Below are 25,320 nucleotides of genomic sequence, written 5' to 3'. Positions count from 1 at the left end.
GTGCGGGCAGTGTGGTGGGGCGATTCATCCGTCACGCATGGCCCGAGATCTTCGCTGCGGCCCAGCGGGCACAGGCGATGCGTGCGATTCAGCCGAGGTGGGTGCGCGTCCGCACGGGGCGGAGCGGCCGTGGCGCCAGTAGCCGAGGAAGGCTATTGGTCGCCACACCCGACCCGATCGACCTCACCCGCGTCGAGAACGAACTCGTGGCAATGTTCACCCGTTACCTGACGGGGCCTTAGGGTCGGGTGTGTCCGAAGGGAAGGGTGGTCGACCATGACTCCGACACGGCGCAACATCCTGAGTGCCGCGACCGCGCTGGCCGTCGTCGTCCCGTTCGGTGGCCGGGCGTTCGCGGGCGCGACGGTCGGCGAGCTGCGCCGACTGGAGAGCGAACATGCGGCCCGCCTGGGCGTGTTCGCCCTCGACACGGCCACCGGCCGGTGCGTCGCCTACCGCGCGGACGAACGGTTCCCGATCTGCTCGGTGTTCAAGACCGTCGCCGTCGGCGCCGTACTGCGCGACCTCGACCACGAGTTCCTTACCGAACGCATCCACTACACCGACGAGGACGTGGCGCGCTCGGGCTACGCCCCGATCACCGGCCGCCCCGAGAACCTGGCCGCCGGCCTGACCGGCGCCGAGCTGTGTGCCGCCGCGATCCAGTACAGCGACAACACTGCGGCGAATCTGCTCCTTCGAGCCCTCGGCGGCCCGCAGGCCGTCACCGACTTCTGCCGCTCCCTCGGCGACGAGGTGACCCGCCTCGACCGCTCCGAACCGACCCTGAACTCGGCCGAACCGGGCCGGCCGACCGACACCACGAGCCCGCGATCCATCGGCCGGACGTACGCCCGCCTGACTCTGGGCACCGCCCTGAGCCCGGAGGACCGCAACCTGCTGACCCACTGGCTCCTGGCCAACACCACCGGCACGAACCGCCTCCGAGCCGGCCTCCCATCCGACTGGCGGACCGCCGAGAAGACCGGCACGGGCGGCTACGGCACCACCAACGACGTCGGCATCACCTGGCCACCGGCCGGACCCCCGATCGTGATAGCCATCCTGGCCACCAAGCACGACCGGAACGCACCCGCCGACGAACCCCTGCTCGCCAAGGCCGCCGAAGCGGTGGCGGCGATGCTGCGCTGACCCGAGCCGGCGCCGGCTCCGACCTCGCCGTCACGCGCGCTGTTCGCGCAGCGTGTCGACGGCCGTCGCGGCCGCGGTGGCGATGGCCCGGTTGATGGCGGCCTCGTCGGCGCCGGGGCGGGAACGGGTGAAGATGGCGGCGGCGTGGTGGGTGCCGTCGGGGTGGGTGATCACGCCGATCTCGTTGCGGATCACGCCGACCAGGCTGCCGCTCTTGGCGGCGACGCGCACGGGCGGGCGGAAGCCGGCGGCGATCCGGTGGCGGGTCAACTGCCTTGCCATGACGGTGCGTACGCGCGCGCAGGCAACCGGCGGGCCGGCCCTGGCCGCTTCCGTACCCTGCGGGGTTCCGCCTCGGCGGTCGGCGCGAGGAGTGTCAGGGCCGTGCGCCGATCGTTCAAGGTGAACGAACTTCCCTGTACGAGATGCGACTTGTCATCGTCTCGGCACCATGTGGCCACCGCACGCCGCAGGTCAACCGGATGCGGGCCGCAGATTGTTCATGAGCAGGCCGAGGGCGAACTCGAAGCGGTCGTGTCCGGTGCCGGAGATCAGCTCGGCGGCGTGGCGTCGAGTGTGCGGAAATCTCTCGGCAGGCAGTGCGGTGAAGCGGTCCAACAACTCCTCGTTACTGAGCACCCATTCCTGATCCTGGTGCCGGCGCCGTAGCTGGACCAGCGACTGCTCCAGTGCGTAGGCGCTGACGTAGAGGGAGAGTGCGTCGCGGGCCCATCCGGCCGTCCTCGGTTCGATGCCGCCCGTGAGCAGGATCGCCAGGATTCCTTCGCCGACCCGCATCGTTTCCAGGTTGGTCGGCACCATGGCCAGCGCGGCGCGCGAGACTCCAGGGTATTTCAGGTACAGGTCGCGGATCTGTGTGTACACCCCGAGCAGCTGCTCGCGCCAGGCGGCCGGGTCCGGTTCGGGGAGCACGACCTCGGCGTAGAGCCTGCCGATCAGCAGATCGTCGATGTCGTCCTTGTTGACGATGTGCGCGTACAGCGACGACGGACCGGTGCCGAGCACGGCGGCGACCCGGCGGATGGTCAGCGCGTCGTACCCCTCGGTGGCGACGACTTCCAGGGCGGCGTCGGTGATCCGTTCGACGGTGATCGGCTTCTTGCGTGGCGCCGACGCGGCGACCTCCGCTGCGGGTTGGGCGTGGCGAGCTGCGCGGCGTTGGCGGGGATCGGCGGACATGCCGACCACTGTACCTTGACACGATCTAAGTTCGTCTCTTAGAACTTAGATCATCAGAGCGAACTAAGTTCGTATCGATGTCTTGGAGGTATGTGATGCGAGTTTCCGTTGTCGGAGCCGGTCTGGGAGGTCTGGCCCTCGCGCAGGGTCTGCGTGGTGCCGGGATCGAGGTCGACGTGTTCGAGCGCGACCCGGGGATCGCCGCACGGTTCCAGGGCTACCGGCTCGTGCTGGACCCGATCGGTTTCCAGGCGGTGCGCAACTGCCTGCCGACGCGCCGGCACCCGCTGCTGGACGAGATCGTCATGGAGGCCTCCGCCGAGCAGCTGATCCTGGACCCGCAGCTGAACGAGATCGGCCGGCTCGGCGCGGGCCGGACCGGCATCGTGGTCGACCGGCAGGTGCTGCGACACCTGTTGCTGACCGGCCTCACCGTGCACACCGATGCCGCGCTGACCGGCTACGACGTGGCGGCCGACGGCAAGGTCCGGGCCCGGTTCGCCCGCCGCGATCCGGCCACCGCGGACCTGCTCGTCGGCGCGGACGGCGTCACCTCCGCGGTCCGTGGGGTGTTGTCGCCGCAGACCACCCCGACCGACACCGGCGTCCGGTTCGTCATCGGCCGCACCCCGCTGACCGACGAGTTCGCCGGCCTGTCCAAGGCATACGGCTCGAAGATCGCGGGCGACGGCGTCAGCCTGCTGCTCGGCGCGATGCGCTTTCGTACCCCGCCGAAGCAGGCCGCCGAGCAACTGGCCCCCGAAGTCACGCTGCCCGACATCGGCGACTACGTGCGCTGGGCCATGATCCTGCCGCCGAACGGCTCGCTGGAGAACCTCACCGCGCAGGACGCCGTGCTGTCCAGGATGCAAGGTTGGCACCCGGAGCTGCGCGCGCTGATCGAGCAGGCCGACCCGGACAACAGCACCCTGCTGTCCATCCGGGTGGTCAGGCCCGGTGAGCGCTGGGCGTCCGGCCCGGTCACGCTGCTCGGCGACGCGATCCACGCCACCTCCCCGACCGGCGGCAACGGCGCGAACACGGCACTGCGCGACGCCGACCTGCTGCGCCGGTGCCTGATCGAGGCAGGCGAAGGCCGTCAGGATCTGCCCGGCGCGGTCGACGACTACGAGCGGCAGATGTTCGAGTACGGCGCGGAGGCCGTGCGCAGCAGCCTCGAGCGGCTGCCCGCCTTCGCCCCCGAAGCGAAACTGTCCTGAGGTCGAAGTTCACCTTGTGTGATCGACCGGACCGCCCGCTCGTGGACATACCGATCCCCGCCGGCTGACGACGCGGTCGAGTACCACCAGTCGAAGGGTCAGGTCGAGTACTGCCGGCCGAAGCGTCAGGTCGAGCGTTCCCACAGGTTGGTCAGGTGGGCGTGGAGGGTCTTTTCGGCCTGTTCGGGGGTCAGGTGGCCGATCAGGACATGGGTGGTCAGGCCGTCGGTCAGGGCCAGGAGGGTGCGGGCTTCCTGGGGTGGGTCTTCGGGGTTGGTGGCTTCGGAGATCAGGTGGGTGAACATGGTCTGGAGGGCCGCGTAGTTCGACCTGAGCCGCTGTGCGAGTGGCTCGCTGACGGCCGCCTGGGCGAGGAAGGCCAGCCAGACTCTTGCCTCGGCGCGGTGTTCGTCGCGGAGCAGGGCGAGTTCGGTGGTGGCGTGGCCCAGGGCGGTGCGCGGGGATTGGGCCGGGCTCGCGGTCAGCCGGGTGCGTACCCGCTCGGCGATCCGGTCGCCGATGTGGGTGAGGGCGAACACGAGCATCTCTTCCTTGGTGTGGAAGCAGCGCTGCACCGCGCCCATCGACACCTGTGCCCGGGCGGCGACGTCACGCAGGGTCACCCCTTCCAGACCGCGCTCGTCGGCGAGCCGGCAGACGGCGTCGGCGATGACTCGGCGGCGCGTTGCGTGGTCGACCTGTTTGGGCATGCTCGGTCGCCTCCCGAGGCGATATTCGATGCGGGTGCATCGGATCACAGAGTACAGTTCCGATACAGTTGCATCGGAACGTGGACGAGAGGGGTGTGTGCCATGGGGGACGCACTGTGGGAGATGTCGGCCGCCGCGCAGGCGCAGGCGGTGCGCCGAGGGGAGGTCTCGGCGGCGGAACTGGTGGACCGTCATCTGGAGCGGATCGCGGAGGTCAACCCGCAGGTCAACGCGGTGACCCAAGTTCTTGCCGAGCGCGCTCGGGAGGCCGCGGCGGACACGGATCGGCGCCGGGCCGCCGGTGCGGAGCTGGGGTCGCTCGCGGGGGTGCCGTTCACGGTGAAGGAGTCCACCGCGATCGAGGGTGTGCCGACCACGTTCGGCGTGCCGCGCTTCCGCGACATGGTGGCACCGGCCGACGCGCCGCCGGTGGCTCGCCTGCGGGCGGCCGGGGCGATCCCGATCGGGCACGCCAACATACCCACGCTGATCCTGGCCGGGATGCATACGCGCAGCGAGCTGTTCGGCGACACGATCAACCCGTGGGCCGCCGACCGTACCCCCGGCGGCTCCAGCGGCGGGGACGCGGTGGCGGTGGCCACCGGCATGGCGGCGCTCGGCCTCGGCAACGACTCGGGCGGATCGGTGCGCGCACCGGCCCAGTTCTGCGGCGTCGCCGCATTGAACCCGTCCGTGGGCCGCTTTCCGATGGACCACCGCTTCCTCGGCCCGGAGGACCCCGGGCCGGCGTCGCAATTCCTGGTCACCGACGGGCCGTTGGCGCGCAGCGTGGCTGATCTGCGGCTGGCCTACGAGGTGTTGGCCGGCACCGATCCCCGGGATCCGCGCGCGGTGCCGGTCCCGTTGTACGGCGAACCGCTGCCCGGGCCGGTACGGGTCGCGGTCGTCGCGGATCCCGGCGGGCACGGTGTCCACCCCTCGGTGCGCGCGGCGGTGGCGAGCGCGGCCGAGGCGCTGCGGGACGCCGGGTACGAGGTTCGCGAAGTGGCGGACGTACCACGCCTGGACGAGGCGTTGGTGGCGTACAACCAGATCACCGTCACCGAGTTCGCGCCCAGCTGGCCGATGGTCCGCACCCTGCTCGGGCCGGGCGGGGACCGCTTCATCGAGATGGCGATGGAGCAGACCCCGCCGGTGAATGGGGAGGAATTGCTGAAGCTGATGGGCACTTGGCTCAACATTCGTCGCTCCTGGGCCGAATTCCTGGACGAATACCCGCTGTTGCTCGGCCCGACGTTCACCGAACCGCCGTTCGAGCCGGGCCTGGAGTCGCGCGACCGGGCCGGCTGGGTCCGATGGGCGACCGCGATGCGGCTGAGCCGCGCCACCAGTTTCGTGGGCGTCCCGGCGGTGGCCGTGCCGACCGGTGTCGTGGACGGACTCCCCACCGGCGTACAGATCGTCGGGCGCGCGTTCCGCGAGGACATGTGTCTGACGGCGGCCCAGGCGATCGAGGACCGCCACGGCGTATTCACCCCGATCGACCCACGGGGCACTCGGACCGACTGATCACGCGGAGGTTCGTCTCGACCCGCATCCCAGGCGGGTCGAGACGGCGGCGTCGGCGACCTGAACTCCGCCGGGTGCTGGGCCGAATGGCGGATCGTGGTCGAGGGAAACCGGGTCCGGTCTGCGATATTGCACGGGCGACGGCGCGGACTTCGGCCGTGTGGTCGGCGCGGAGCGGCGGGAAGGGACCCGGATCGGTGCGGATGAGGTGGGCTTGCGGCCGGTCGTGGTTTGCCGTCGTCCCGCTGGTCGGGCTGTTGCTGATCGGCGGCGGGGTGGTGGACGCTGCGGCGGTGCCGAGTCGGGAGGAGGGCGTGTCGCCGCCCGTGCTGACCTGGGTGCCGTGCGCCGCCCCGGATGCCGGCTTCGAATGTGCGGATGCCACCGTGCCGTTGGACTATCGCCACCCACGCGGGCGGGGCATCACCCTCGCGGTGACTCGGCATCGGGCCACGGATCCGCGCCGGCGGCTCGGGACGCTCGTCATGCAGCCCGGTGGGCCGGGGAACTCGGGGGTCGACTTCGTACGCGCGGGGTACGCCTCGCTGCCGGGCGAACTGCGGGAGCGATTCGATGTGTTCGGGTTCGACGCGCGCGGGATCGGGCGCAGCGCGCGGTACGAGTGCTGGGACCACGCTCGTTATGCGCGGGAGCTCGCGAACTCGCCGGGACGTCCGGGGCCGGACGCCTATCGCCGTGCCGTTTCCACCGCGCGGGACTTCGACGCCGCGTGTGCGGCCAGGGCCGGCGATGTGCTGCCGTTCCTGGGTACCGGCTATGTGGCGCGCGACCTCGAGTTGCTGCGGCGGGCCCTGGGGGAGCGGCAACTCACCTTCTACGGGCGCTCGTTCGGCACCTACATCGGTACGGTCTATGCCGACCGCAACCCCGAACGCGTGCGTGCGATGGTGCTGGACGGAGCGTACGACCCCGTGCACTACGCCGACCGGCCCTACGAGTACGACCGGCCGCAATACCTCGCGCTGGATGGCGCGCTGGGCCGATTCCTGGACTGGTGCGACGCGGACCCGGCACGCTGCGGATTCGGCGGCGGCCCGGCGCGGGGCGCGTTCGGGCGGCTGCTTGCCGAGTTGGACGCGCATCCGGTGGCGACCCCGTCGGGGGCCCTTGCCAATGGCTATACGCTCGCGTTTCGGCTGATGTTCGAGCTCAACGGGGGCAAGGCGGTGTGGCCGGCGTTGGGCACGGCGCTGCGGCGCGCGGCGGCGGGGGACGGTACGGCGAGCCTGCTGCGGTCGCCGTCGGCGGAGAGCCTCGACTTCCTCACCGTGAACGTCGTGGTCGAGTGTGTGGACCGGGCCTATCCGCGGGACCCGGCGCGCCTGGAGTGGAACGTCCGGGCCAATGTCCGTGCCGCGCCGTTGCTCGGCCCGGCGATCGGGTTCGGGCCACCGACGTACGACCACAACCACGCGCCCGCCTGTGTGCAGTGGACCGGCGAGCGGGTGAGCAGGCACGACGGGTCGTACCGGGCCCGGGGCGCCGCGCCCATCCTCGTCCTGGGCACGACGGGCGATCCGGACACCCCGTACCGGGACGCGGTCGCGCTGGTCGAGCGGCTCGACCGAGCCCGGCTGCTCACGTTCCGTGCCGAGGGGCACACCGCCTTCGGGCGCAGCGTGTGTGCGCGGGCGGCGGCGACGGCCTACCTGACCGACCTGACCCTGCCGCCGCGCGGCACGGTCTGCGCCGACGAGGCGGAGCCGGGCGCCGTGGCGCCGGCATAACCGGGCCGCGCGCGGTGTTGGGCTGGTGGATGCCGCCGTCCGCCGGGCCGAGGGGTATGGGGTCGAGTCGATACGATGCAATGGATTGATCACTTCGATCACCTCGATCAGTTTGATCAGCTCGATTACTTCGATCGGCTTGATCGGCTCGATCACCGGCGGAGATGTGCGCGGCGAGTCGTGTCGGCTCGGCCGGGCCGACGATCCCAGTCAGGAGTTGCGACATGAGTGCTCGGTTGGAGAAGGCGGTTCTGGCCGGAGGTTGTTTCTGGGGGATGCAGGACCTGATCCGCAAGTTGCCGGGAGTGACGGCGACCCGGGTGGGTTACTCGGGCGGAGACGTCCCCAACGCCACCTACCGCAACCACGGCGACCATGCCGAGGCGATCGAGATCGTCTTCGACGGCACGGTGACGAGCTACCGCGACATTCTGGAGTTCTTCTTCCAGATCCACGACCCGACCACCCGCAATCGCCAGGGCAACGACCTCGGGCGCAGCTACCGGTCGGCGATCTACTACGCCGACGAGGACCAGCGTGCGACCGCGCTCGAGACGATCGCGGACGTCGAGGCGAGCGGGCTGTGGCCGGGTGAGGTGGTCACCGAGGTGGAACCGCTCGGCGACTTCTGGCAGGCCGAGCCGGAGCACCAGGACTACCTGGAGCGTTATCCGAACGGCTACACCTGCCACTTCCCGCGCCCGGGCTGGAAGTTGCCGCACCGCGAACGCGCCTGATCGACGTCACGAACGGACCCGGGTCCGTCCGAGGACCGAGCCCGCCACTGCCGATTCGGCCGGTGGCGGGCAGGCGGGCTGGCGGGCGCCCACGGTGCGAGGGTCGACAGGCGGCCTCGGCAGGGGAGTTGCGGGTCCGCTACGGGCGCGCGGCCAGGGTGGTGAGGGTTTCGTAGGCGTCGGCCAAGGACCGCTCGGCCAGGGGCATGAGGGCGGACATCTGGGGAACCGTTGCCGCCAGGGTCAGTTCGGCCGGTACGAAGGTCAAGTCGTCGGCGAGGCCGATCGATTGCAGGACGGCGCGCAGGTAGGGCTCCAGGTGGTCCCAACCCGCGCGTGGCGTGCCGGGGGCGTACGAGCCGCCGCGCGTGGTGACCACCACGACCGATTTGCCGGCCAGTGGGCCGGGGTCGCCGTGCGGGGTGACCATGGTGGCCGGGGTGACGATGCGGTCCACCCAGGTCTTCACCGTCGACGGGATCGTGTAGTTGTACATCGGCGCGCCGAGTACGACGGTGCTCGCTGCGCGCAGTTCGGCGTGGAGGGCGTCGGTGAGCGCCGGTTCGGCCGGCGCGGCGTCGGATGCGGTGCCGGGGTCGAGCAGCGCCTCGCGGACCGCGTGGGTGATGTGCGGAACCGGATCGGCGGCCAGATCGCGGTAGGCGTAGCCGCCGTCGCGGTGGTGCCGGCGCCAGTGTTCGGCGAAGTGGGCGGACAACTCGCGGGATATGGAGCCGGTTCGGCGGATGCTCGCGTCCAGGTGCAGCAGGGCAGGCATGGGCGACCTCGGATCGTCTGGGGTTGGTGCCGCCCGTCGGTGCGGTGTGGCACGGCACGTGCGGTACGGCGAGGACGACCGTAGGGATTGACGCGGGCGTGAGGGCAAGTCGTCGGCTCGAAGTGCGGTCGGTTGCTCGGCCGCGTTGGGGCGGCAGTTGTTCCCGAGCGCGGTGGGACTTCAGTGTCGCGGGCCGATGGCGTGGCCGAGCGCATCGTCGATCGTGTCGGCGAGGGTGTGCAGGTGGGCCGCGAAGTCGGGGTGCCGCATGGTGTGCGGGGCGATTCGGGCGCAGCCGGCGGCGGTGATCACCGCGACCGTCTCGGCGGGGGTCAGCGGTACGGCGGTGACGACCGGGCCGGCGGGGCTGGTGTAGGGATCCAGGTACGGCAGCAGGTCGATGTCCTCGCGCAGGCCGCGCAGGCCGCCCAGGGTGTGCTCGATCGCGCTCGCGAGGGCCCAGACGGGGCTGCCGGGGCGGCCGAGGTCGCACAGCCAGGTGCCGGCTCTGCGGCCGGCGGCGGCGATGCGTTCCAGGGCCGCGCGTTGCTCGGGTGAAAGGGTGTCGCCGGTGTGGGTGGTGGTGTCGGAACCGGGCGACGACGGGGCGTGGTTGCTCATGTACCGGTGTAACGAGCGAGGCGCGAAAGGGACGCGGGGCCGGCGCCGGTCGGGGAACGGCCCGACGGCCTCGGGGGAAGGGCCGCCGGGCACGCCCCGGTCACACCGACCACGGGGGGAGTCGGTGTATACCCCACCTATGATGCGCCGTTCGGCCGCCGATGTACAACTCTCGGCATCCGGAAGGTGATTGCCTTCGCGGTCGGCTTCGGCGGGTCGTGGTGGAGACATGGGTGCGGGGCCCCGCGGACGCACTCGCGGGGCCCCTGAGGTCCGGACGTGGAGGAGCGGCCGAACCGTATGTGGGGTTGCTCAGCCGAACAGACCGGCGCCACCGATTTCGCCGTGGCCGGCGGCGATCTCGTCGTGGTCCGCCCCGCCGTCGAGGTTGGCGCAGAAGTTCCCGAAGGTCGGGTTCAGGATGCCGACGATGTCGATGCTGTTACCGCACAGGTTGATCGGCACGTGGAGCGGGACCTGGATGTTGTTGCCGGACACGACACCGGGGGAGTCGACGGCCGCACCCTCCGCCTCCGAGGTCGCGCTCGCGGCCCCCGCACCCGCCATCACGATGGCAGCGGTGCCTGCGGCAAGGGCGGTGGCCTTCTTGAACGAGTTCACTGCGTATATCTCCGTATCGCCGTTCGCGCCGCCCGGATGCGGCGCTCATGGGATGTAACGAGGCAGCGCCGACTCGGCAACCGGCCGGTGCACCGGTTCACCCGTTTGCGCGCACGCGCGGGCGAGACCGGCTGGTCGGCGCGTCGTCGGGGAACGCACGCGGACCGCTGCCGAGGGCAAGTGGGCAGACGAGTAAGCGCAGTTCGCCGACCGGGCCGTCCCCGAGCAGGGCACGGAAGAGGGTGCTGCCGACGTCGTCGAGGGGTGGCCCCGACGGCTGCCGGCCGCCGCCGAGACTCGTCGGGGGCGTCCGCGAGCGTTGCCCGGCTCACGGCTCACGGCTCACGGCTCACGGCTCACGGTTCGCGGCTTACGGCCCGGACGGCCCGGACGGCTCGGGTGACTCGGCTGGTTCGGGGATGGCCCGAGCGGCCCGGCCGGCGAGGTGACGTGTCCGGTCGACGGTACGGAGCGGCGCCGCGGTTCCGGGTCGGACACGCGCGGGAGTGTGCGCCACGTGCCGGGTGATGTCGGCGCGGCGCGGCGTGCGGGTCGGTGCCTGAGGAGCACGAGGAGAACCTCCGGCTCCGCGAAGCCGCCACCGCACCAACCCGGGTCAGCCGCCTGCCACAGCCCCGAACCACCGCCGGCGGACCCGCAGTTGATGCCGCGGACCCGACCGGGCGCGCGCGCTCGCATGTCGAAAACAGACCTCGCCGGCGATCAGACCGGGTTTTCGTCGGTCGGCGAAGTCACGGCGCACGGACGCAGGACCATGAGTGAGCCGTCCAAGGTCGCCACCATGGCGAAGGGGAATCGGTCGAGCTCGAGACAGAGCGCGACGTCATCGGGATGGACTCCTTGGCGCACCCCCTCCGCCAGTTCGGTGGCGGCGCGCGACTCGGCAGCGCGGCGGAGGAACTCGGCTGCATCCGTTCCGGTCCCGGTGGCTCTGCGAGCGATGTATTGAGCGCACGCCAGATCTTCCTCGGCGCGCCCACCCTCGCCGGTGACCACAAACGTGACACTGTCACTCTCGCGCGCCCGCAAGAGCCGAGCCGTTGCCTCCGCCACCACGAAGCCGGCGCACAGCACCAGTGGCGCGTCCTTGACCGCAAGGGCGCCGACCGTCCCCGCCGTGGTCTTCTGCACGACGGTTCGTCCGCCGAGGTCGATGGACCGCAGCAGGCCCGGCGAGTTGACCGTGTCGAACCCGGGCGCGGGCGGACCGTCCTTGAGCGCCACCCAATCCGGGTGGCGAGCCTTGAGCGCCAGGGCTTCGTCGAGCGACTCGGCAAGCACGATCCTGTCCGCCCCCTGGGCAAAGGCCCAGGCAGCCACGGTGAAAGCACGCATGACGTCGACCACGACCGCCACGGACGGGACTTCGACCAGATCCGCGATACCAAGGAAACGAGTGTCCATTCCGATCATGATCGCGCATGCCCGGCCCGAGGAACCCGGAGGGTGATGCGCATCGCGTCGACGGTCGGCGGAATCCGTCGACGCCTCGTAGGCGAGCCGCGTGCGCTCGCCTACGAGGCGGTCCGTCACCGGGGCGAGGTGTTGCCCGGACTTCGGGTCCGATGGCGCCTGTTCACCTTGCCACGCCACCCGTCACCGAACCGTCGCGTCACCCGCGTCGGGTCGAACGGCCCGGGTGTGGGCGTTGGGTCAGGGGCGGGCGGCGAGGGCCTCGACCTCGAACAGCACGTCGGGCGTGGCCAGGCTCGCCACGCCGATGAGGGTTTGCGTGGGCGGGTTGGTACCCCAGCACGCCTGCACCGCCCCGGCGATCGGCCCGAGCTTGCCGACGTCGTGGTTCACCACATACGTCCTGAGCTGGACGACGTGACCGAGGTCGAGCCCATGGGCGGCGAGCGCGATGCCGATGTTGTGGAACGTCTGCTTCACCTGCTCGGTGAAGTCGGTCGAGACGACCGCGCCGTCCGGACCCGATCCGTACTGGCCCGCGACAAGCACCAGTTCCGTGCCTGCGGGGACCGTGGCGGTGTGGCTGTAGCCGAACGGGACCGGGTCGTGCAAACCGTCCGGATTGACAATGGCGTGGGCCATGCGGGTCACCTCTCGGGTGCGATGGGCTTTGTCGTGCCGGATCAGCCTCGCAACAAATCACGACATCCCATGTCGGGTATTCCGATAGCGTTTTCGGGTGCGCGCCGATCGGTTGGTCTCGCTTGTGCTGCTGCTGCGGCAACACGGTCGGCTGTCCGCGCCCGCGCTGGCCCGCGAGTTGGAGGTGTCCACCCGCACCGTGCTGCGCGACATCGAGGCGCTGTCGGCGGCCGGCGTCCCGGTCTACGCCGAGCGCGGTCGACACGGTGGGTTCGCATTGTTGCCCGGTTTTCGGACCGAGCTCACCGGACTGAACCACGACGAGGCACTTGCCCTGCTGGTCGCCGGATCGCGGCGCGGCGCGCAGGTGTTCGGCCTCGGCTCGGCGCTCGCCTCGGCCATGCGCAAGGTGGTCGACGCACTGCCCGAGGGTCAACGGGCCGGTGCGGCCGGCGCGGTCCGGCGATTGCTGATCGACCCGGACATCGACCTGCTCTCGCGTCGGCTGGTCGCCGAGGAGGTACCCGACGCCGTGCCGGCCGAGGTCCGGCGCGCGGTGTTCGCGGGACACAAGCTGCGCATCCGGTACGCGGCCGTGAACCGGACCCCGAAGTGGCGCACGGTGGACCCGATCGGCCTGGTCACCGTGCGCGGCCAGGGCTACCTGCTGGCCGCGAGGTCCGGCGCGGATCGCACCTACCGGCTGTCCCGGATCCTGGCCGCCGAGGCACTCGCCGAACCGGCACAACGACCGGACCAGGTCGATCTGGACCGGGTCTGGCAGGAACGCAGCACGCGGTTCCGGACCGGCGGCGACCAAGTCACCGTGCTGGTACGGGTGGACCCCGCACGGCGGGAGGACCTGGTGGGCACCGCGCTGGCCGTCCTCGCCGAGGAAACCGACGCGGACGGCCGGTTGCGGCTGGAGGTGACCTTCCAGGATCCGAGACACGCCGAATGGGCGCTGTGGCAGCTCGCCACGAACGCGGAGGCCCTGTCCCCACAGTGGTTGCGCGACTCCCTGCGCGACCGCGCCGCCGCGATCGCCGCCTACTACGGAGTGTCCCCCTGAGAGTTGTCGCCTTCTGCGGGCCGCCGTCGCAGCCGACCAGCTCCGGCTAGGGCTTGAAGACACGCCCTAGGGGCGCTCGACTTCGGGGCCGGGTTGCGCCCGTAGCAATCGGTCGACCAGTCCGTCGACGTACTCCGGGGTGAGCGGGCCGGCGCCGAACAGGACGCGGATGTACATCGGGGCCATGACGTGGTCGAGCAGGTCGAGCGCGTCGGGTGGGTGCTCGCCGCGTTCCCGGGCGCGATCGAGCATGGACTCCAGGAACCGGGTGCGTTCGGCGAGGAAATCGTCACGCGCCTGCAGGCCCTGTTGGTCGTTGCCGGTCAGGGCGATGGCCAGGCGCAATACCGCCAACCCCTCGGGTCCGGTGATCTCGCGGGCCACATTGGCCGCGTAGGTGCGCAGGTCGCCGACCAGGCTCCCGGTGTCGGGCATCGGCGACCGCGCCGCGAGGCGGGTGAGCGCCACGTCGGTGAGCAGGGTCTCCAGGTTGCCCCACCGGCGGTAGATGCTGCTGTCGGCCACGCCCGCGCGAGCGGCGACGTCGCCGACGGTGAAGCTGCCGTAGCCGCGTTCGCCGACCAGGTCGGTGACGGCCTGGTGCACCGCCGCGCTGACGCGGGCGCTGCGCCCGCCGGGCCGCCGCCGGACTCGCTGTCGATCGTCCATGTCTCCCACCCTAACGCAGCCGGCTCTTGCGTTTGTGTGCGGAGTCGCTTTAGCATCTACTAACGCAGTCGATGACTGCTTTTGTGATGTCCCCGGCCGCCTTCGCCGCTCCGCGCCGGTGCGGTGGCAGCCGGGTGCGACAGACGAACGAAAGGACCGGCCTTGACCGCGTACGAAGGCACTGCGACGGCGGCACCGCCGGTGGCCGTGGGCAGTCGACCGAACCGGGCGGCGTTTCTCACGGTGATCTGCCTGGGCCAGTTCATGGTGCTGCTCGACAACACGATCGTCGGCGCGGCGCTGCCCGACATGCAGGAGCGACTGCACACCCAGTTGACCGGTCTGCAATGGATCGTCGACGCCTACGTGCTGCTGGTCGCCATGCTGCTGCTGTCCGGCGGCGTCTTCGCCGACCGCTTCGGCCGCAAACGGGTGTTCCTGACCGGCGTCGCGGTGTTCACCGCCGCATCCGTGCTGTGCTTTTGCGCATCCTCGATCGGCTGGCTGATCGCCGGACGGGTACTCCAGGGCATCGGCGCCGCCGCGCTCAGCCCGGCCTCCCTGGCGTTGCTCGTCGCCGCGCATCCCGTGCCCCAGGAGCGAGTCAAGGCGATCGGGCTGTGGGCCGGGATCAGCGGCATCGGTCTGGCCGCCGGACCCGTGGCCGGCGGCGTGCTGACGGAGGCCTTCGGTTGGCCCGCCATCTTCGTCGTCAACCTGCCGATCGGCGTCGTCCTGCTGCTCGCCGGTCGGCGCATCCTGGGCGAATCCCGCAATCCGAGTGCCCCCGCCATCGACATCCCGGGGACGACCCTGTCCGTCCTGGGAGTGGGGACGCTGACCTACGGGCTGATCGAGGGGGGTTCCCGCGGCTGGACCTCGCCGCTGATCCTGGGCAGCTTCGCCGCCGCGACGGTGCTCCTCGCCGGCTTCCTCGCCGTCGAAAGCCGTCGGGCGGCGCCGATGTTGCCGCTACGGCTGTTCCGGCAGCGGCTGTTCACGGTGTCCAACACGGCGATGGTGGTGGTCGGGTTCGCCCTGATGGGCTCGTCGTTCTTCTTCTCCCAGTTCTTCGTGTACGTCCAGGGCAGTTCGATTCTGCGGGCCGGCCTGCAGACCCTGCCCACCACCCTCGCCATGGTCGTGGTCAGCCCGTACGCGGGCCGGCTCGCCGTCCGGTACGGCTTCCGGATCGTGGTCACCGTCGGCCTGGCACTGGCCGGGCTGGGGCTGCTGACCCTGGGCTTCGTGCACGCGGAAACCGGCTACGCGAACGTGTGGTGGCGACTGGCCGTCGTCGGCATCGGCTTCGCGCTGACCATGTCCCCGCTCACCGGCGCCGCCATCCAGGCGGTCAGCCCACAGGAGGGAGGCCTCGCCTCGGGCATCAGCAGCACCACCCGTCAGATCGGCGCGGTGCTCGGCGTGGCGCTGCTCGGAGTCGTCGTCCGCGCCCGGGAATCCGGCGGCGGCTCCTTCGAATCCGGCCTCAACACCGCCTTTGTCGTGGCCGGCGCCGTCACCCTGGCCACCGCCGTGCTCACCGGCCTGTGGCTGGAGAAGTCCAACCCCAGGTAAGCGTCCGCGCAACGGGAACAACCCACCGACCCACCGACAGGCTCGAGGTGTTGACGATCGCCCCGCCGCCGCTTCGCTTGGAAGCGCCGTGGCAGCACCCCGAAAACGCCGCAGAAAGGCCGCGAAAACGCCGCGAAAACGCTGCGGAGGCGCCTGCCCGTGCGGGCGCCTTCGCAGTCGTGGCGCACCGGGCGCTCCCGGAACGGGCCCGGGGCTACTCGGCGTTGGCCGTCCGCGTGCAGGCCGAGTCCGACGGCGGGGCGTCGCGGATCAGGACCGCGCCCTTGTCCGGGTCCGTCACCGCGAAGGCCAGGCCGGTCGTCGCGCCGGATGTCGGGGTGTACTCGACGTCCCAGCCGGCGATGCCGACTTCGGTCAGGGACCGCTCGGCGAGCGCGCGGGCGTCGGCGACGGTCAGGCACCGGCGGCTTCCCCCGTGCTCGCCGACCAGCCTGGCCAGGCGCCGCACCTGCTCGATCGTCGCGCCGTGGTACGTCGCGTCGTTGTCGGGCAGGCCCATCCCCAGCTGGTCAACGAGGACGGGACGTCGTTCGCCCTCGGGCCGGTCGAGGCGTTCGTCGCCGACCGCCGACCGCCGACCAACCGTCGGGTCGCTCCGCGCCGTCGGTCGGTGCGGCCAACTACCAAGCATGCCAAGGGTGTTCGGGTCTCGGAGGAGCGGTATATCGGTCAACGTTGCGGTGTATCGGGCCGGCCTTGCGGAGGTCCGGGGGTCGGTGATTGCCGCTTCGGTCGTGGCGGCTTCACCATGGGGCCACGGCGCGAGATGCGTCGTCCCGGCCGTCGGCCGGGTGGAGCCGACGGGGCGAGGTCGCATGGGTTTTCGCCCGGCGCCGGGTGAGTTCTCGTGTTCGTCACGGCACAACAGGGAGCACCGTGAGGTCTCTACGTTCGTTTGCAGTGGCCACCGCGATCGCGACGACCGCGGCACTGGGCAGTACGGCGTCGGCCGTCGGCCAGGCATCGGCGGCGCCGACCCTCCCGGCGGGTGGCCCGGGATACTCGTGTGGGTTCTACAACGGGACCGAGTGGACCGGGGCGGGGCAGACCGGTCCGGCCGCCGTGGCCCGGATCAAGGAAGTCCAGTGCCTGATCAACCTGGGGGCGTACACGCCTAGCACCGGCAACTCGCAGCTCTACGTGGACGGCAACTACGACCAGAGCACCTACCGGGCCGTCGAGTGGTATCAGCGCTGCTCGCACATCGGTTCGTCCGGCCAGGTCGACGCCGCCACGTGGTACCAGCTGCGCAACAACCCGAACTGCTAGAACCCGGGTTGGATTCGGCGTCGGGGCGGCGGCGCGGGCCCTCGTCCCGGCGTCCGGACTCAGACCAAGTGCTCGGCCAGGACCGCGAGTTGGGTGCGCCGGGCCTGGGCGTGCAACTCGCGACCGCGGGTCGTGGCGGTGACCATGACGCCGCGCCGGTCGAGTTCGCACATCGCCCGCTCGACCAGGCCGCACTTCTCCAGTCGGGCGATGGCGCGTGAGGAGGCGCTCTGGCTCAGGTGCAGGTCGCCCACCAGATCGTGGATGCGGGCCTTGCAGTGGTCGGCGGTGATCAGCCGGTCCAGTACCTCGAAGTCGCTCATCGTCAGGCAGTGCGCGGCCTGAAGGGCACGATCGAGCTCGTGGGCCACCCGGCTGTACTGGGACAACAGGTCCCGCCAGCGCTCGACCAGCGGCTCCTCGGCCGGCGGCCCAGTGGTCGGCGGCTCCCCGATCAGCGGCTCCTCGGTCTTCATCGCGACATGGTAGCGCCGACGTACATATTATGCAAGTGAATTTATTGCGCTCACATTTTATGCGTGGACATTCAATGCGTACGCATATATGTTCTTCCCCATGGCCCCCACAGTCGAGACCTACGCGGAGTCGTCCGCCCGCGTGCACTCCGCCCCTTCGTCCGCCACACCCGACTCAACGTCGTCCGCCCCGCACTGGACCCCCAGACTCTGGGGCGTCCTCGCCGTGTTGTGCCTCGTCCTGTTCCTGGACGGGCTCGACGTCTCCATGGTCGGCGTCGCACTGCCCTCGATCGGCCACGAACTCGGCCTGTCGGCCACGTCGTTGCAATGGATCGTCAACGGCTACGTGCTCGGTTACGGCGGACTGATGATGCTCGGCGGCCGGACCGCCGACCTGCTCGGTCGACGTCGGGTCTTCCTGATCGCGCTCTCCGTGTTCGCCGCCGCCTCGCTGCTCGGCGGGCTGGTGGACAGCGGTGGCCTGCTGATCGCCACCCGCTTCATCAAGGGTCTGGCCGCGGCCTTCACCGCGCCGACCGCGCTGTCCATCCTCACCACGACCTTCCCGGAGGGCCCGGCCCGCAACCGGGCGCTGTCCGTGTTCTCCGTCTTCGGCGCCAGCGGCTACTCCTCCGGCCTGATCCTGGGCGGACTGCTCACCGAATTCGGCTGGCGCTGGACCTTCCTGACCCCCGTACCGCTGGCCATCCTCGCCCTGGTCGCGGGCTGGTTCCTGATCCCGCGCGACCGCCCCGCCGACGAGGGCGGCCATGACCTGGTCGGCGCCGTCACCCTCAGCGGCGGCATGCTCCTCTCCGTCTACACCGTCGTCTCCGCACCCGAACGCGGCTGGACCGCGCCACTGACCCTCGGCTCCATAGTGCTCGCCGCGGCACTGCTCACCACGTTCGTCTTCGTCGAGAAGCGACTCGCCCACCCGCTGGTGCGGTTCGGCATCCTGCGGATCGGCACGGTGGTGCGCGCCAACCTGAGCATCGTCGCGCTGATGGGCTCCTACATGAGCTTCCAGTTCATGATGACCCTCTACCTCCAGGACGGACTGGGCTGGTCCGCGCTGCGCATGGCACTCGCCCTGCTGCCCGCCGGCCTGGTCGTGGCCTTCGGCTCGCCGTTCACCGGACGGCTGATCAACCGCTACGGCACCGCGCCGCTGCTGATCGCCTCGATGGCGTCGATGAGCCTGGGCTACGTCTGGTTCCTGGCCACCGCCGGCGGCACGCCGAACTACGCCTTCTCCGTACTGCCCACCATGCTGCTCCTGGGCGGCGGCTTCGCGTTCGGGTTCAGCGCGATCATGGCCCAGGCCACCGAGGGCATCGAGGACTCCGAACAGGGCCTCGCCTCCGGCCTGGTGCAGACCTCCGGCCAGGTCGGCGCGGCCCTCGTGCTGGCCGTGGTCACCGCCCTTACCGCCGGTGCCAAGGCCGGTGACACCGACTTCGGCGGCTACCGGCCCGGTGCCAACCTGGTCACCGGCGTGGCCATCGTCGGCCTGCTGCTCAATGTGGTCCCGCTGCTCGGCGCGACCCGGCGCGGACGCGCGGCGAAGGCGGAAGCCGGGACGGCGGAGTCGGCGGCGGGGGCGGGGGCGGACAAGCGCCTGTAGCCGAACAGTTCACCCCCTCACACACCACCGATGGCAGGCCCGGACTCCACGTCCGCGGCCTGCCATCGGTCGTTGGCCGCCCGGCCGCCGGGCCCTACGATCACAGCACCGATCCCGAGGGATGGCACGAACCGGCCGGACAGGAGCGAACACTCCAATGGACGCTGACGTCATCGTCGTCGGAGCCGGGCTTGCCGGGCTGGTGGCGACCCACGAACTGGCCCGGCGGGGCAAGCGGGTCGCGGTGCTGGATCAGGAGGGGCCGGCGAACCTCGGCGGGCAGGCGTACTGGTCGCTCGGTGGGCTGTTCCTGGTCGATTCGCCCGAGCAGCGGCGGCTCGGGGTGACCGATTCGGTGGCGTTGGCCTGGCATGACTGGCAGGGCAGCGCCGGGTTCGATCGGCCCGAGGACGAGTGGGGGCGGCGCTGGGCCCGGGCCTACGTCGAGTTCGCCGCCGGGGAGAATCGATCCTGGCCGGCGCAGTACGGGATCTCGTTTCTGCCGACGGTGGGTTGGGCCGAGCGGGGGAGCCTGCGGGCCGACGGACACGGCAACTCGGTGCCGCGCTTCCACGTGGCGTGGGGGACCGGGCCGGGCGTCCTGGACCCGTTCGTGCGCGCCGTGCGGGAGCGTGCCGCCGCCGGACTGGTCACCTTCCAGCACCGGCATGTGGTCGACGCGCTGGTCACCTCCGGCGGCGCGGTACAGGGGTGCGCGGCCGGCTGCCGGCACCCGACCCCGCGCCGCGTGGTGCGCCGAGCAACCGGGACGCGGTGGGCGAGTTCGAACTGACCGCCCAGGCGGTGGTCCTGGCCACCGGCGGGATCGGCGGGAACCACGACCTGGTCCGCCGGTACTGGCCCGAACGGCTCGGCAGCCCGCCCGCGCACCTGGTCACCGGCGTTCCGGCGTACGTGGACGGCCGGATGCTCGACATCGGCGCGGCGGCCGGCGCGCGCGTGGTCAACCGGGACCGGATGTGGCACTACACCGAGGGCGTACACAACCGGGACCCGATCTGGCCCGGCCACGCCATCCGCATCCTGCCCGGCCCGTCCTCGATGTGGTTCGACGCGCTCGGCCGACGCCTGCCGGACCCGTGCCTGCCCGGCTACGACACCCTCGGCACACTGGCCCACCTGCGCACCACCGAGGACATCGCCGCGTACGACCACTCCTGGTTCGTACTCACCCAGAAGATCATCGAAAAGGAGTTCGCCCTCTCCGGATCGGAGCAGAACCCCGACATCACCAGCGGAACCGTACGCTCCTTCCTGCGCGAACGTATCCTCACCAAGGGCGCGCCGGGTCCGGTGGAGGCGTTCAAGCAGCGAGGCGCGGACTTCGTCGTCGCCGACACGCTGGGGCAACTCGTCGCGAAGATGAACGAGTTGACGCAGCAGCCGCTCCTCGACCCGGCCGGCCTGCGCCGGCAGATCGAGGCGCGCGACGGGCAACTCGCCAACCGTTTCGGCAAGGACGCGCAGATCCAGGGCATCCACAACGCCCGCCGCTACCTGGGCGATCGGCTCTCCCGGGTGGCCAGGCCGCATCGCATCCTGGACCCGGCCGCCGGGCCGCTGATCGCGGTCCGGCTGCACATCGTCACCCGGAAGACCCTCGGCGGCATCCAGACCGACCTCGACTCGCGGGTGCTCGGCGCCGACGGGCGCCCGATCGACGGACTGTACGCGGCGGGCGAACTCGCCGGTTTCGGTGGCGGCGGGGTCCACGGCTACAACGCCCTGGAGGGTACGTTCCTCGGTGGTTGCCTGTTCACCGGACGGCGCGCGGGGCGGGCCGCGGCGGCGGCACTCGGCGGATAGGGCCGGGCGGTCGATCGAGGTCGGGTGTACGTTCCTGTGAGGCACCCCCCGGACGCGAACCGACCCCAGCGCGTTACCAGTTGCAGGAAAAGCGAAGACAGGAGTGGCCGAGCATGGTTCACGTGGACACGACGGTTCCGCATTCGGCGCGGATGTACGACTACGTCCTCGGCGGCAAGGACAACTACCTCGCCGACCGGGAAGCGGCGGAGGAAGCGCTGAAGGTGTGGCCGGGCCTGTGGACGAGCATGCGGGTCAACCGGGCGGTGATGCGACGGATGGCGCACTGGCTGGTCACCGAGGGCGGCATCCGCCAGTTCCTGGACATCGGCACCGGCATCCCGACCTCGCCGAATCTGCACGAGGTGGTCCAGGACAACGTTCCCGAGGCGCGCGTGGTCTACGTGGACAACGACCCCATCGTCCTCGTGCACGCCCGCGCGCTGCTGGCCAGTTCGCCGGAGGGCCGCACCGCCTACGTCGAGGCCGACATGCGCGACCCAGACCTGCTGTTCGCGACGCCCGACCTGCGCGAGACCCTGGACCTGAGCCAACCGGTCGGCGTCACGGTCATCGCGATGTTGCAATTCGTCGAGGACGCCGCCGGCCTGATCGAGAAGTTGACCGCCCCGCTGGCCGCCGGCAGCTACCTCGCGATCACCGCGGCAACCGCTGATCTGGCCAAGGGCTCCACCGCGTTGGCCGAGGTCTACACCCGCCGAGGGGTCCCGATGTACCTCCGCTCCCGTGCCGAAATCGAAGCCCTCTTCACCGCCCGCTGCGACCTGATCGACCCCGGCGTGGTCCCGATGCAGCACTGGCGCCCCGAGGCCGACGAAAAGCCGGCGGACGTGGAGGACACCAACATGTTCGCCGCCATCGGCCGCCTGCGCTGACGCGATACCGGGTCGGAACGGCCGGCGCGGTTGGGCCGGGGCGTCGGTCCGGGGCGGGCCGGACACGCGGGTTGCGCGGTTCGCGGCCCGATCCGGGGGCGTGATGTGGCCTGCCCTCGCGGTCGGTTCGGCGGTTTCCGCAGGCGGTCGGCGCTGGGCTGCCGGCGCCCGCGAGAGCCCCGACTCCGCGCTGCGGACGTGGCGGTGGGTGTCAGGTGCCCTGCCCCGGGGCGGGCGGGGGCGGCGGAGCGGGTGGTGGTGCGAGGGCGTTGACGGCGGTGGCCACGGCCTCCGGGGCGGAGATCATCGGGAGATGGTGGGCCCTGGGGATCAGGGTCGGGGGTGGGGCGCCGATTCTGCCGGCGGTCTTGACGGGGGAGTCGGGGTCGAAGACGTCGTCGCCCGCGCCGAAGACGACGGATTTGGGCAGTGGTATGTCGCGCAGATGCGTCAGCCGGTCGGCGGAGATGCCCAGGACACCTTCGCCGAGCATGCTCCACAACGCGCCCTCGGCACCGGCCACTTGGAACGGGCGGCGCCATTCGTCGACACCGGCGCCGTCGAGCCTCGGACATCCGGGGCCGCATTGGGTGTTGTACACCTTGCGGATCAGCCAGTCCGAGTCGAGGCCGATCCGGAGCAGGCTGGTGCGGAACGGATCGATCAGGACGTACTTCAGGGCGGCCGGTGGGCCCGCGCCCGTGTCCAGGGCATCGCCGTCCAGGAGCATCAGGCCGCCGATGCGCTCGGGCGCGCGCAGCGTGGCCTCGGCGACCATGGCCGCGCCGCTGGAATGGCCGACCAGGATCGGGCGTTCGCCGGGACCGCCCAGGTGCATCGCGTCGAGGAAGCCCAGGAGTTGGCGGGTCAAGTGGTCGACCGTGTACGGGCCGCGACGCTGGCTGTAGCCGTAGCCGGTGAGGTCCAGGGCGTAGACCCGGTGGTCGCGGGCCAGCAGGGGAGCCAGCCGGGACCACGTGTCGACCGATTCGAAGGCACCGTGCACCAGGACGACGGGGGACCCCGAGCTGCCCCAGGTCTGGTAGCGCGTGCGGATGTCGGCCGCCTGGACGTAGCTCAGCCCCGGCGGTGGGTCGGCGCGATCGTCGGTGACGGCGTTGTAGGTGAAGGAGGCGATGGTGACGCCGACCAGCAACACGGCGCAGGTCAGCGCGATTCGACGAAGCCGGCGGCGTAGGCGGGAGCGCGGCGGTTTGCGGGGGACGGGTGCCTCGGGCTGCGCGGATTCCTCGCGCGGCGTGGCTTCTTCGGGCTGTGCGGATTCCTCCGGCCGACCGGACCGACCGGACCGACCCGGCTGTTCGGGCTGTTCGAGCTGCCCGGGCTGCTCGGGTGTCGTGCTCGACAGGGTCTCGTCGGTGGCGCGGTCGCTGATGCCGTCGGTTTGGCCGTCGGTCTTGGCGTCGGTCGAGGTGTGGTCCACAGTGTGCGCCCCCGTAGGTGGATGGAATCGAGTGGTTGGAGATCCACTCTCGCCGCCGGCACCCCGCCGCCGCATCCGACCCGGGGAGGCTCTTCGCGGCCTTCGTGGGCGGCACATCGACCGGGTGCGCGTGCTCCCCGGGAAGTACTCAGGCGATGTGGTGGCGGTGCGCGTAGCCGATGGCGGCGGCGCGATCGCGCGAGCCGGTCTTGGCGAAGATCCGGTTGATGTGCGTCTTGATCGTGTGGTTGCTCAGGAACAGCCGCTCGGCGATCTCCGGGTTGGTCAGACCCCGGGCGATCAGCGCGAGGATCTCGGCCTCACGATCGGTCAGGCCGTCGGGATGCGCGGGCCCCGGCGGCTCCGTTGGCCCCGGCGGCGCGGGTGGTGTGGGCGGTGCGGTGGCGGCGAGCAGTACCGCCTGTACGCGCGGATCCAACACGCCCAGCCCGCCCGCCGCCGCGCGCAGGGCGCGGGCGATGTCGGTACGGTCGGCGTCCTTGGTCAGATAGCCGCGCGCGCCCGCCCGCAGCGCCGCCAGCACCGACGTGTCGTCGGCGTACGTGGTCAGCACCACGATCGCCACCCCGGGGTGCTCGGCGGTGAGCCGACGGGTGGTCGCGACGCCGTCCAGGACGGGCATGCGCAGATCGAGCAGGATCGCGTCCGGCCGGTGCTCGGCCACCAGTTCCAGCGCCTGCGCACCGTCGGCGGCGGCGCCGACCACGTCGATGTCGGGCAGCGTGTCCAGGAGCAACACCAGGCCCTCACGGACGCTGGCCTGATCGTCGGCGACGACGACGCGCAGCGGTACGGGAGCGGGGGCGACGGTCATGGGGCCACATTCCGGGGGTAGGGGCGCGGGGGCGGCCGGCAACCGGGCGACCACGGCCCACCACCCGCCGTGCGGGCCTGCGGTGAGCGTACCGTCGAGCAGCCGCAGCCGATCACGACCCTCCGGCCGGCTCAGATCCAGGTGCTGAACCACAGGCGGTCCAGCCACGCGGTTCGACCGATCGTCTCGCCGGCGAGGATCGGATAGAAGTAGAGGAAGTTCCAGGCGATCAGGGCGATGATCGCGACGACCCCGGCGGTTCCCCATGCGCGTCGGCGTTCCGTGGCTCCCGGTGGGCCGAGCAGTGCGCCGAGCATCATGGTGACGGCCAGGCACAGGAACGGGACGAACGCGACGGCGTAGAAGAGGAAGATGGTCCGTTCCTGGTATGCCATCCAGGGGAGGTACGCGGCGGCCAGGCCGCACAGGATCGCGCCCGCGCGCCAGTCGCGGCGGCCGGCCCAGCGGAACAGCAGGTAGCCGACCGCGATCACCCCGGTCCACCACAGGAGCGGGGTGCCGATGCCGAGCACGGTCTGATAGCAGTCCTGCTCCGTGCAACCGGCCGTGCCCTGGTGCACGGTCTCGTTGTAGTAGAGAACGGGTCGACCGAGTACCGGCCAGCTCCACGGGTTCGACTGGTACGGGTGCGGAGCGTCCAGGTGGGTGTGGAAGGACCACATTTCGGCGTGGTAGTGCCACAGGCTGCGCAGTGGTGCGGGTACCCATGTCATGCCGAATTGTGGGAGTGGGATGCCGAGGATGTGGTCCGGGGACAGGCCGGCGCGGTCGTCGGCCCAGTGGCGGAAGTAGCCGTCGTCGGTGATGAACCAGCCGGTCCAGGACCAGATGTAGATGGCCGTCGCGATCGCGACGGTGGACAGGAACGCGAACAGTACGTCGTGGCGCAGTGTCGCGCGGTAGGGCCGGCGTGCGCCGCATGCGCGGCGGGTGCCGGCGTCCCAGAGCACGGTCAGTACGCCGAACGCGGCGAGTACGTAGATGCCGCTCCATTTGGTGCCGCAGGCCAGGCCCAGGCAGATGCCGGCCATGATGCGCCAGGGCCGTACGCCGAACTTCGTCGTGGCCGCGCGTGCTGCGTCCGGGCCGGACCCGAACATCTCGGCCGCGATGGCTCTGGTGTCGTCGCGGTCGATCAGCAGGCATCCGAACGCGGCCAGGATCCAGAACATCAGTACCAGGTCGAGCA

General features: G+C 71.0%; 23 protein-coding genes and 2 pseudogenes. 11 read left to right on the top strand and 14 right to left on the bottom strand.

Annotated elements, in window-relative coordinates; translation table 11 throughout:
- The first annotated feature begins 276 nt into the window (after nt 1-276).
- The gene (gene bla, locus ABIA38_RS43955; RefSeq protein ID WP_424644664.1) at nt 277-1,152 is read left to right on the top strand and encodes a class A beta-lactamase; all 876 of its coding nucleotides are present in this window, start codon (nt 277-279) and stop codon (nt 1,150-1,152) included.
- A 30-nt stretch (nt 1,153-1,182) separates the two neighbouring features.
- On the opposite strand, the pseudogene ABIA38_RS43950 reads toward bla, so the two are convergent.
- Nucleotides 1,183-1,455: pseudogene (locus ABIA38_RS43950) on the bottom strand (serine hydrolase); the annotation flags it as partial.
- Between the two features lie 171 nt (nt 1,456-1,626).
- Nucleotides 1,627-2,352, bottom strand: a complete 726-nt coding sequence (locus ABIA38_RS43945; RefSeq protein WP_424644663.1) for a TetR/AcrR family transcriptional regulator — start codon at nt 2,350-2,352, stop codon at nt 1,627-1,629.
- A 95-nt stretch (nt 2,353-2,447) separates the two neighbouring features.
- Between ABIA38_RS43945 and ABIA38_RS43940 the strand changes: the two genes are divergently transcribed.
- Nucleotides 2,448-3,572 (top strand): FAD-dependent oxidoreductase, encoded by a 1,125-nt coding sequence (locus ABIA38_RS43940; RefSeq protein WP_424644662.1) that lies wholly within the window; start codon nt 2,448-2,450, stop codon nt 3,570-3,572.
- 125 nt (nt 3,573-3,697) lie between these two features.
- Here ABIA38_RS43940 and ABIA38_RS43935 read toward each other — a convergent pair whose 3' ends face one another.
- Nucleotides 3,698-4,282 carry a TetR/AcrR family transcriptional regulator gene (locus tag ABIA38_RS43935; RefSeq protein WP_424644661.1) on the bottom strand — a complete coding sequence of 195 codons (585 nt, stop codon included), beginning with the start codon at nt 4,280-4,282 and terminating at the stop codon, nt 3,698-3,700.
- A gap of 102 nt (nt 4,283-4,384) precedes the next feature.
- Here ABIA38_RS43935 and ABIA38_RS43930 point away from each other — a divergent pair, with 102 nt between their 5' ends.
- The 3 genes from ABIA38_RS43930 (at nt 4,385) to msrA (ending at nt 8,297) form a co-directional block, all read left to right on the top strand.
- Entirely contained in the window at nt 4,385-5,812 is a 1,428-nt protein-coding gene (locus ABIA38_RS43930) for an amidase (protein WP_424644660.1), read from the top strand.
- Between the two features lie 203 nt (nt 5,813-6,015).
- The gene (locus ABIA38_RS43925; protein ID WP_424644659.1) at nt 6,016-7,560 is read left to right on the top strand and encodes an alpha/beta fold hydrolase; all 1,545 of its coding nucleotides are present in this window, start codon (nt 6,016-6,018) and stop codon (nt 7,558-7,560) included.
- A 224-nt stretch (nt 7,561-7,784) separates the two neighbouring features.
- Nucleotides 7,785-8,297 carry a peptide-methionine (S)-S-oxide reductase MsrA gene (msrA, locus tag ABIA38_RS43920; protein WP_424644658.1) on the top strand — a complete coding sequence of 171 codons (513 nt, stop codon included), beginning with the start codon at nt 7,785-7,787 and terminating at the stop codon, nt 8,295-8,297.
- A gap of 139 nt (nt 8,298-8,436) precedes the next feature.
- Here the strand turns inward: msrA and ABIA38_RS43915 are convergent, their stop codons facing one another.
- The 5 genes from ABIA38_RS43915 to ABIA38_RS43895 form a co-directional block, all read right to left on the bottom strand.
- Complete coding sequence (locus ABIA38_RS43915; RefSeq protein WP_424644657.1) at nt 8,437-9,075, bottom strand: FMN-dependent NADH-azoreductase; 639 nt, start codon at nt 9,073-9,075, stop codon at nt 8,437-8,439.
- 180 nt (nt 9,076-9,255) lie between these two features.
- Nucleotides 9,256-9,696: a hypothetical protein gene (locus ABIA38_RS43910; protein WP_424644656.1), complete on the bottom strand. Its 441-nt coding sequence runs from the start codon at nt 9,694-9,696 to the stop codon at nt 9,256-9,258.
- Between the two features lie 312 nt (nt 9,697-10,008).
- Entirely contained in the window at nt 10,009-10,317 is a 309-nt protein-coding gene (locus ABIA38_RS43905) for a chaplin (protein WP_424644655.1), read from the bottom strand.
- A 723-nt stretch (nt 10,318-11,040) separates the two neighbouring features.
- Nucleotides 11,041-11,742 (bottom strand): 2-phosphosulfolactate phosphatase, encoded by a 702-nt coding sequence (locus ABIA38_RS43900; protein ID WP_424644654.1) that lies wholly within the window; start codon nt 11,740-11,742, stop codon nt 11,041-11,043.
- A gap of 249 nt (nt 11,743-11,991) precedes the next feature.
- Nucleotides 11,992-12,393, bottom strand: coding sequence for a RidA family protein (locus tag ABIA38_RS43895; protein ID WP_424644653.1), 402 nt, complete (start codon nt 12,391-12,393; stop codon nt 11,992-11,994).
- Nucleotides 12,394-12,490: 97 nt separating this feature from the next.
- On the opposite strand from ABIA38_RS43895, the gene ABIA38_RS43890 reads away from it, so the two are divergent.
- Complete coding sequence (locus ABIA38_RS43890; protein ID WP_424644652.1) at nt 12,491-13,465, top strand: helix-turn-helix transcriptional regulator; 975 nt, start codon at nt 12,491-12,493, stop codon at nt 13,463-13,465.
- 66 nt (nt 13,466-13,531) lie between these two features.
- Here the strand turns inward: ABIA38_RS43890 and ABIA38_RS43885 are convergent, their stop codons facing one another.
- Complete coding sequence (locus ABIA38_RS43885) at nt 13,532-14,134, bottom strand: TetR/AcrR family transcriptional regulator (RefSeq protein WP_424644651.1); 603 nt, start codon at nt 14,132-14,134, stop codon at nt 13,532-13,534.
- A 201-nt stretch (nt 14,135-14,335) separates the two neighbouring features.
- Between ABIA38_RS43885 and ABIA38_RS43880 the strand changes: the two genes are divergently transcribed.
- Nucleotides 14,336-15,712 (top strand): MFS transporter, encoded by a 1,377-nt coding sequence (locus tag ABIA38_RS43880; RefSeq protein WP_424644677.1) that lies wholly within the window; start codon nt 14,336-14,338, stop codon nt 15,710-15,712.
- A gap of 214 nt (nt 15,713-15,926) precedes the next feature.
- On the opposite strand, the gene ABIA38_RS43875 is transcribed toward ABIA38_RS43880, so the two are convergent.
- Nucleotides 15,927-16,232 carry a hypothetical protein gene (locus ABIA38_RS43875; protein ID WP_424644650.1) on the bottom strand — a complete coding sequence of 102 codons (306 nt, stop codon included), beginning with the start codon at nt 16,230-16,232 and terminating at the stop codon, nt 15,927-15,929.
- A 401-nt stretch (nt 16,233-16,633) separates the two neighbouring features.
- Between ABIA38_RS43875 and ABIA38_RS43870 the strand changes: the two genes are divergently transcribed.
- On the top strand, nt 16,634-17,002 hold the full coding sequence (locus ABIA38_RS43870; protein ID WP_424644649.1) for a peptidoglycan-binding domain-containing protein: 369 nt from the start codon (nt 16,634-16,636) through the stop codon (nt 17,000-17,002).
- 59 nt (nt 17,003-17,061) lie between these two features.
- Here ABIA38_RS43870 and ABIA38_RS43865 read toward each other — a convergent pair whose 3' ends face one another.
- Entirely contained in the window at nt 17,062-17,478 is a 417-nt protein-coding gene (locus tag ABIA38_RS43865) for a MarR family winged helix-turn-helix transcriptional regulator (RefSeq protein WP_424644648.1), read from the bottom strand.
- A gap of 100 nt (nt 17,479-17,578) precedes the next feature.
- On the opposite strand from ABIA38_RS43865, the gene ABIA38_RS43860 reads away from it, so the two are divergent.
- The 3 genes and pseudogenes from ABIA38_RS43860 (at nt 17,579) to ABIA38_RS43850 (ending at nt 21,831) form a co-directional block, all read left to right on the top strand.
- Entirely contained in the window at nt 17,579-19,108 is a 1,530-nt protein-coding gene (locus tag ABIA38_RS43860) for an MFS transporter (protein ID WP_424644647.1), read from the top strand.
- A 157-nt stretch (nt 19,109-19,265) separates the two neighbouring features.
- Nucleotides 19,266-20,935: pseudogene (locus tag ABIA38_RS43855) on the top strand (FAD-binding dehydrogenase).
- Nucleotides 20,936-21,048: 113 nt separating this feature from the next.
- Nucleotides 21,049-21,831, top strand: a complete 783-nt coding sequence (locus tag ABIA38_RS43850) for an SAM-dependent methyltransferase (RefSeq protein WP_424644646.1) — start codon at nt 21,049-21,051, stop codon at nt 21,829-21,831.
- A gap of 211 nt (nt 21,832-22,042) precedes the next feature.
- On the opposite strand, the gene ABIA38_RS43845 is transcribed toward ABIA38_RS43850, so the two are convergent.
- The 3 genes from ABIA38_RS43845 to ABIA38_RS43835 all read right to left on the bottom strand — a co-directional run.
- The gene (locus ABIA38_RS43845) at nt 22,043-23,275 is read right to left on the bottom strand and encodes an alpha/beta fold hydrolase (protein ID WP_424644645.1); all 1,233 of its coding nucleotides are present in this window, start codon (nt 23,273-23,275) and stop codon (nt 22,043-22,045) included.
- Between the two features lie 148 nt (nt 23,276-23,423).
- A complete protein-coding gene (locus ABIA38_RS43840) occupies nt 23,424-24,263 on the bottom strand; it encodes a response regulator (RefSeq protein WP_424644644.1) in 840 nt (279 codons plus the stop codon).
- On the bottom strand, nt 24,242-25,320 hold a 1,079-nt coding region (locus ABIA38_RS43835), incomplete at its 5' end, for a dolichyl-phosphate-mannose--protein mannosyltransferase (RefSeq protein WP_424644643.1). The genes ABIA38_RS43840 and ABIA38_RS43835, both read right to left, overlap by 22 nt.

Source organism: Embleya sp. AB8 (assembly GCF_049739465.1).
GTDB lineage: Bacteria > Actinomycetota > Actinomycetes > Streptomycetales > Streptomycetaceae > Embleya.
This window is presented reverse-complemented; position numbering and strand designations above follow the sequence as displayed.

Coding starts and splice junctions, on each gene's coding strand:
- ABIA38_RS43885 (WP_424644651.1), bottom strand. CDS start 14,134: ATGGACGATCGACAGCGAGTCCGGCGGCGGCCCGGCGGGCGCAGCGCC.
- ABIA38_RS43940 (WP_424644662.1), top strand. CDS start 2,448: ATGCGAGTTTCCGTTGTCGGAGCCGGTCTGGGAGGTCTGGCCCTCGCG.
- ABIA38_RS43875 (WP_424644650.1), bottom strand. CDS start 16,232: ATGGGCCTGCCCGACAACGACGCGACGTACCACGGCGCGACGATCGAG.
- ABIA38_RS43900 (WP_424644654.1), bottom strand. CDS start 11,742: ATGGACACTCGTTTCCTTGGTATCGCGGATCTGGTCGAAGTCCCGTCC.
- msrA (WP_424644658.1), top strand. CDS start 7,785: ATGAGTGCTCGGTTGGAGAAGGCGGTTCTGGCCGGAGGTTGTTTCTGG.
- bla (WP_424644664.1), top strand. CDS start 277: ATGACTCCGACACGGCGCAACATCCTGAGTGCCGCGACCGCGCTGGCC.
- ABIA38_RS43945 (WP_424644663.1), bottom strand. CDS start 2,352: ATGTCCGCCGATCCCCGCCAACGCCGCGCAGCTCGCCACGCCCAACCC.
- ABIA38_RS43925 (WP_424644659.1), top strand. CDS start 6,016: ATGAGGTGGGCTTGCGGCCGGTCGTGGTTTGCCGTCGTCCCGCTGGTC.
- ABIA38_RS43910 (WP_424644656.1), bottom strand. CDS start 9,696: ATGAGCAACCACGCCCCGTCGTCGCCCGGTTCCGACACCACCACCCAC.
- ABIA38_RS43935 (WP_424644661.1), bottom strand. CDS start 4,282: ATGCCCAAACAGGTCGACCACGCAACGCGCCGCCGAGTCATCGCCGAC.
- ABIA38_RS43850 (WP_424644646.1), top strand. CDS start 21,049: ATGGTTCACGTGGACACGACGGTTCCGCATTCGGCGCGGATGTACGAC.
- ABIA38_RS43915 (WP_424644657.1), bottom strand. CDS start 9,075: ATGCCTGCCCTGCTGCACCTGGACGCGAGCATCCGCCGAACCGGCTCC.
- ABIA38_RS43860 (WP_424644647.1), top strand. CDS start 17,579: ATGGCCCCCACAGTCGAGACCTACGCGGAGTCGTCCGCCCGCGTGCAC.
- ABIA38_RS43930 (WP_424644660.1), top strand. CDS start 4,385: ATGGGGGACGCACTGTGGGAGATGTCGGCCGCCGCGCAGGCGCAGGCG.
- ABIA38_RS43895 (WP_424644653.1), bottom strand. CDS start 12,393: ATGGCCCACGCCATTGTCAATCCGGACGGTTTGCACGACCCGGTCCCG.
- ABIA38_RS43865 (WP_424644648.1), bottom strand. CDS start 17,478: ATGAAGACCGAGGAGCCGCTGATCGGGGAGCCGCCGACCACTGGGCCG.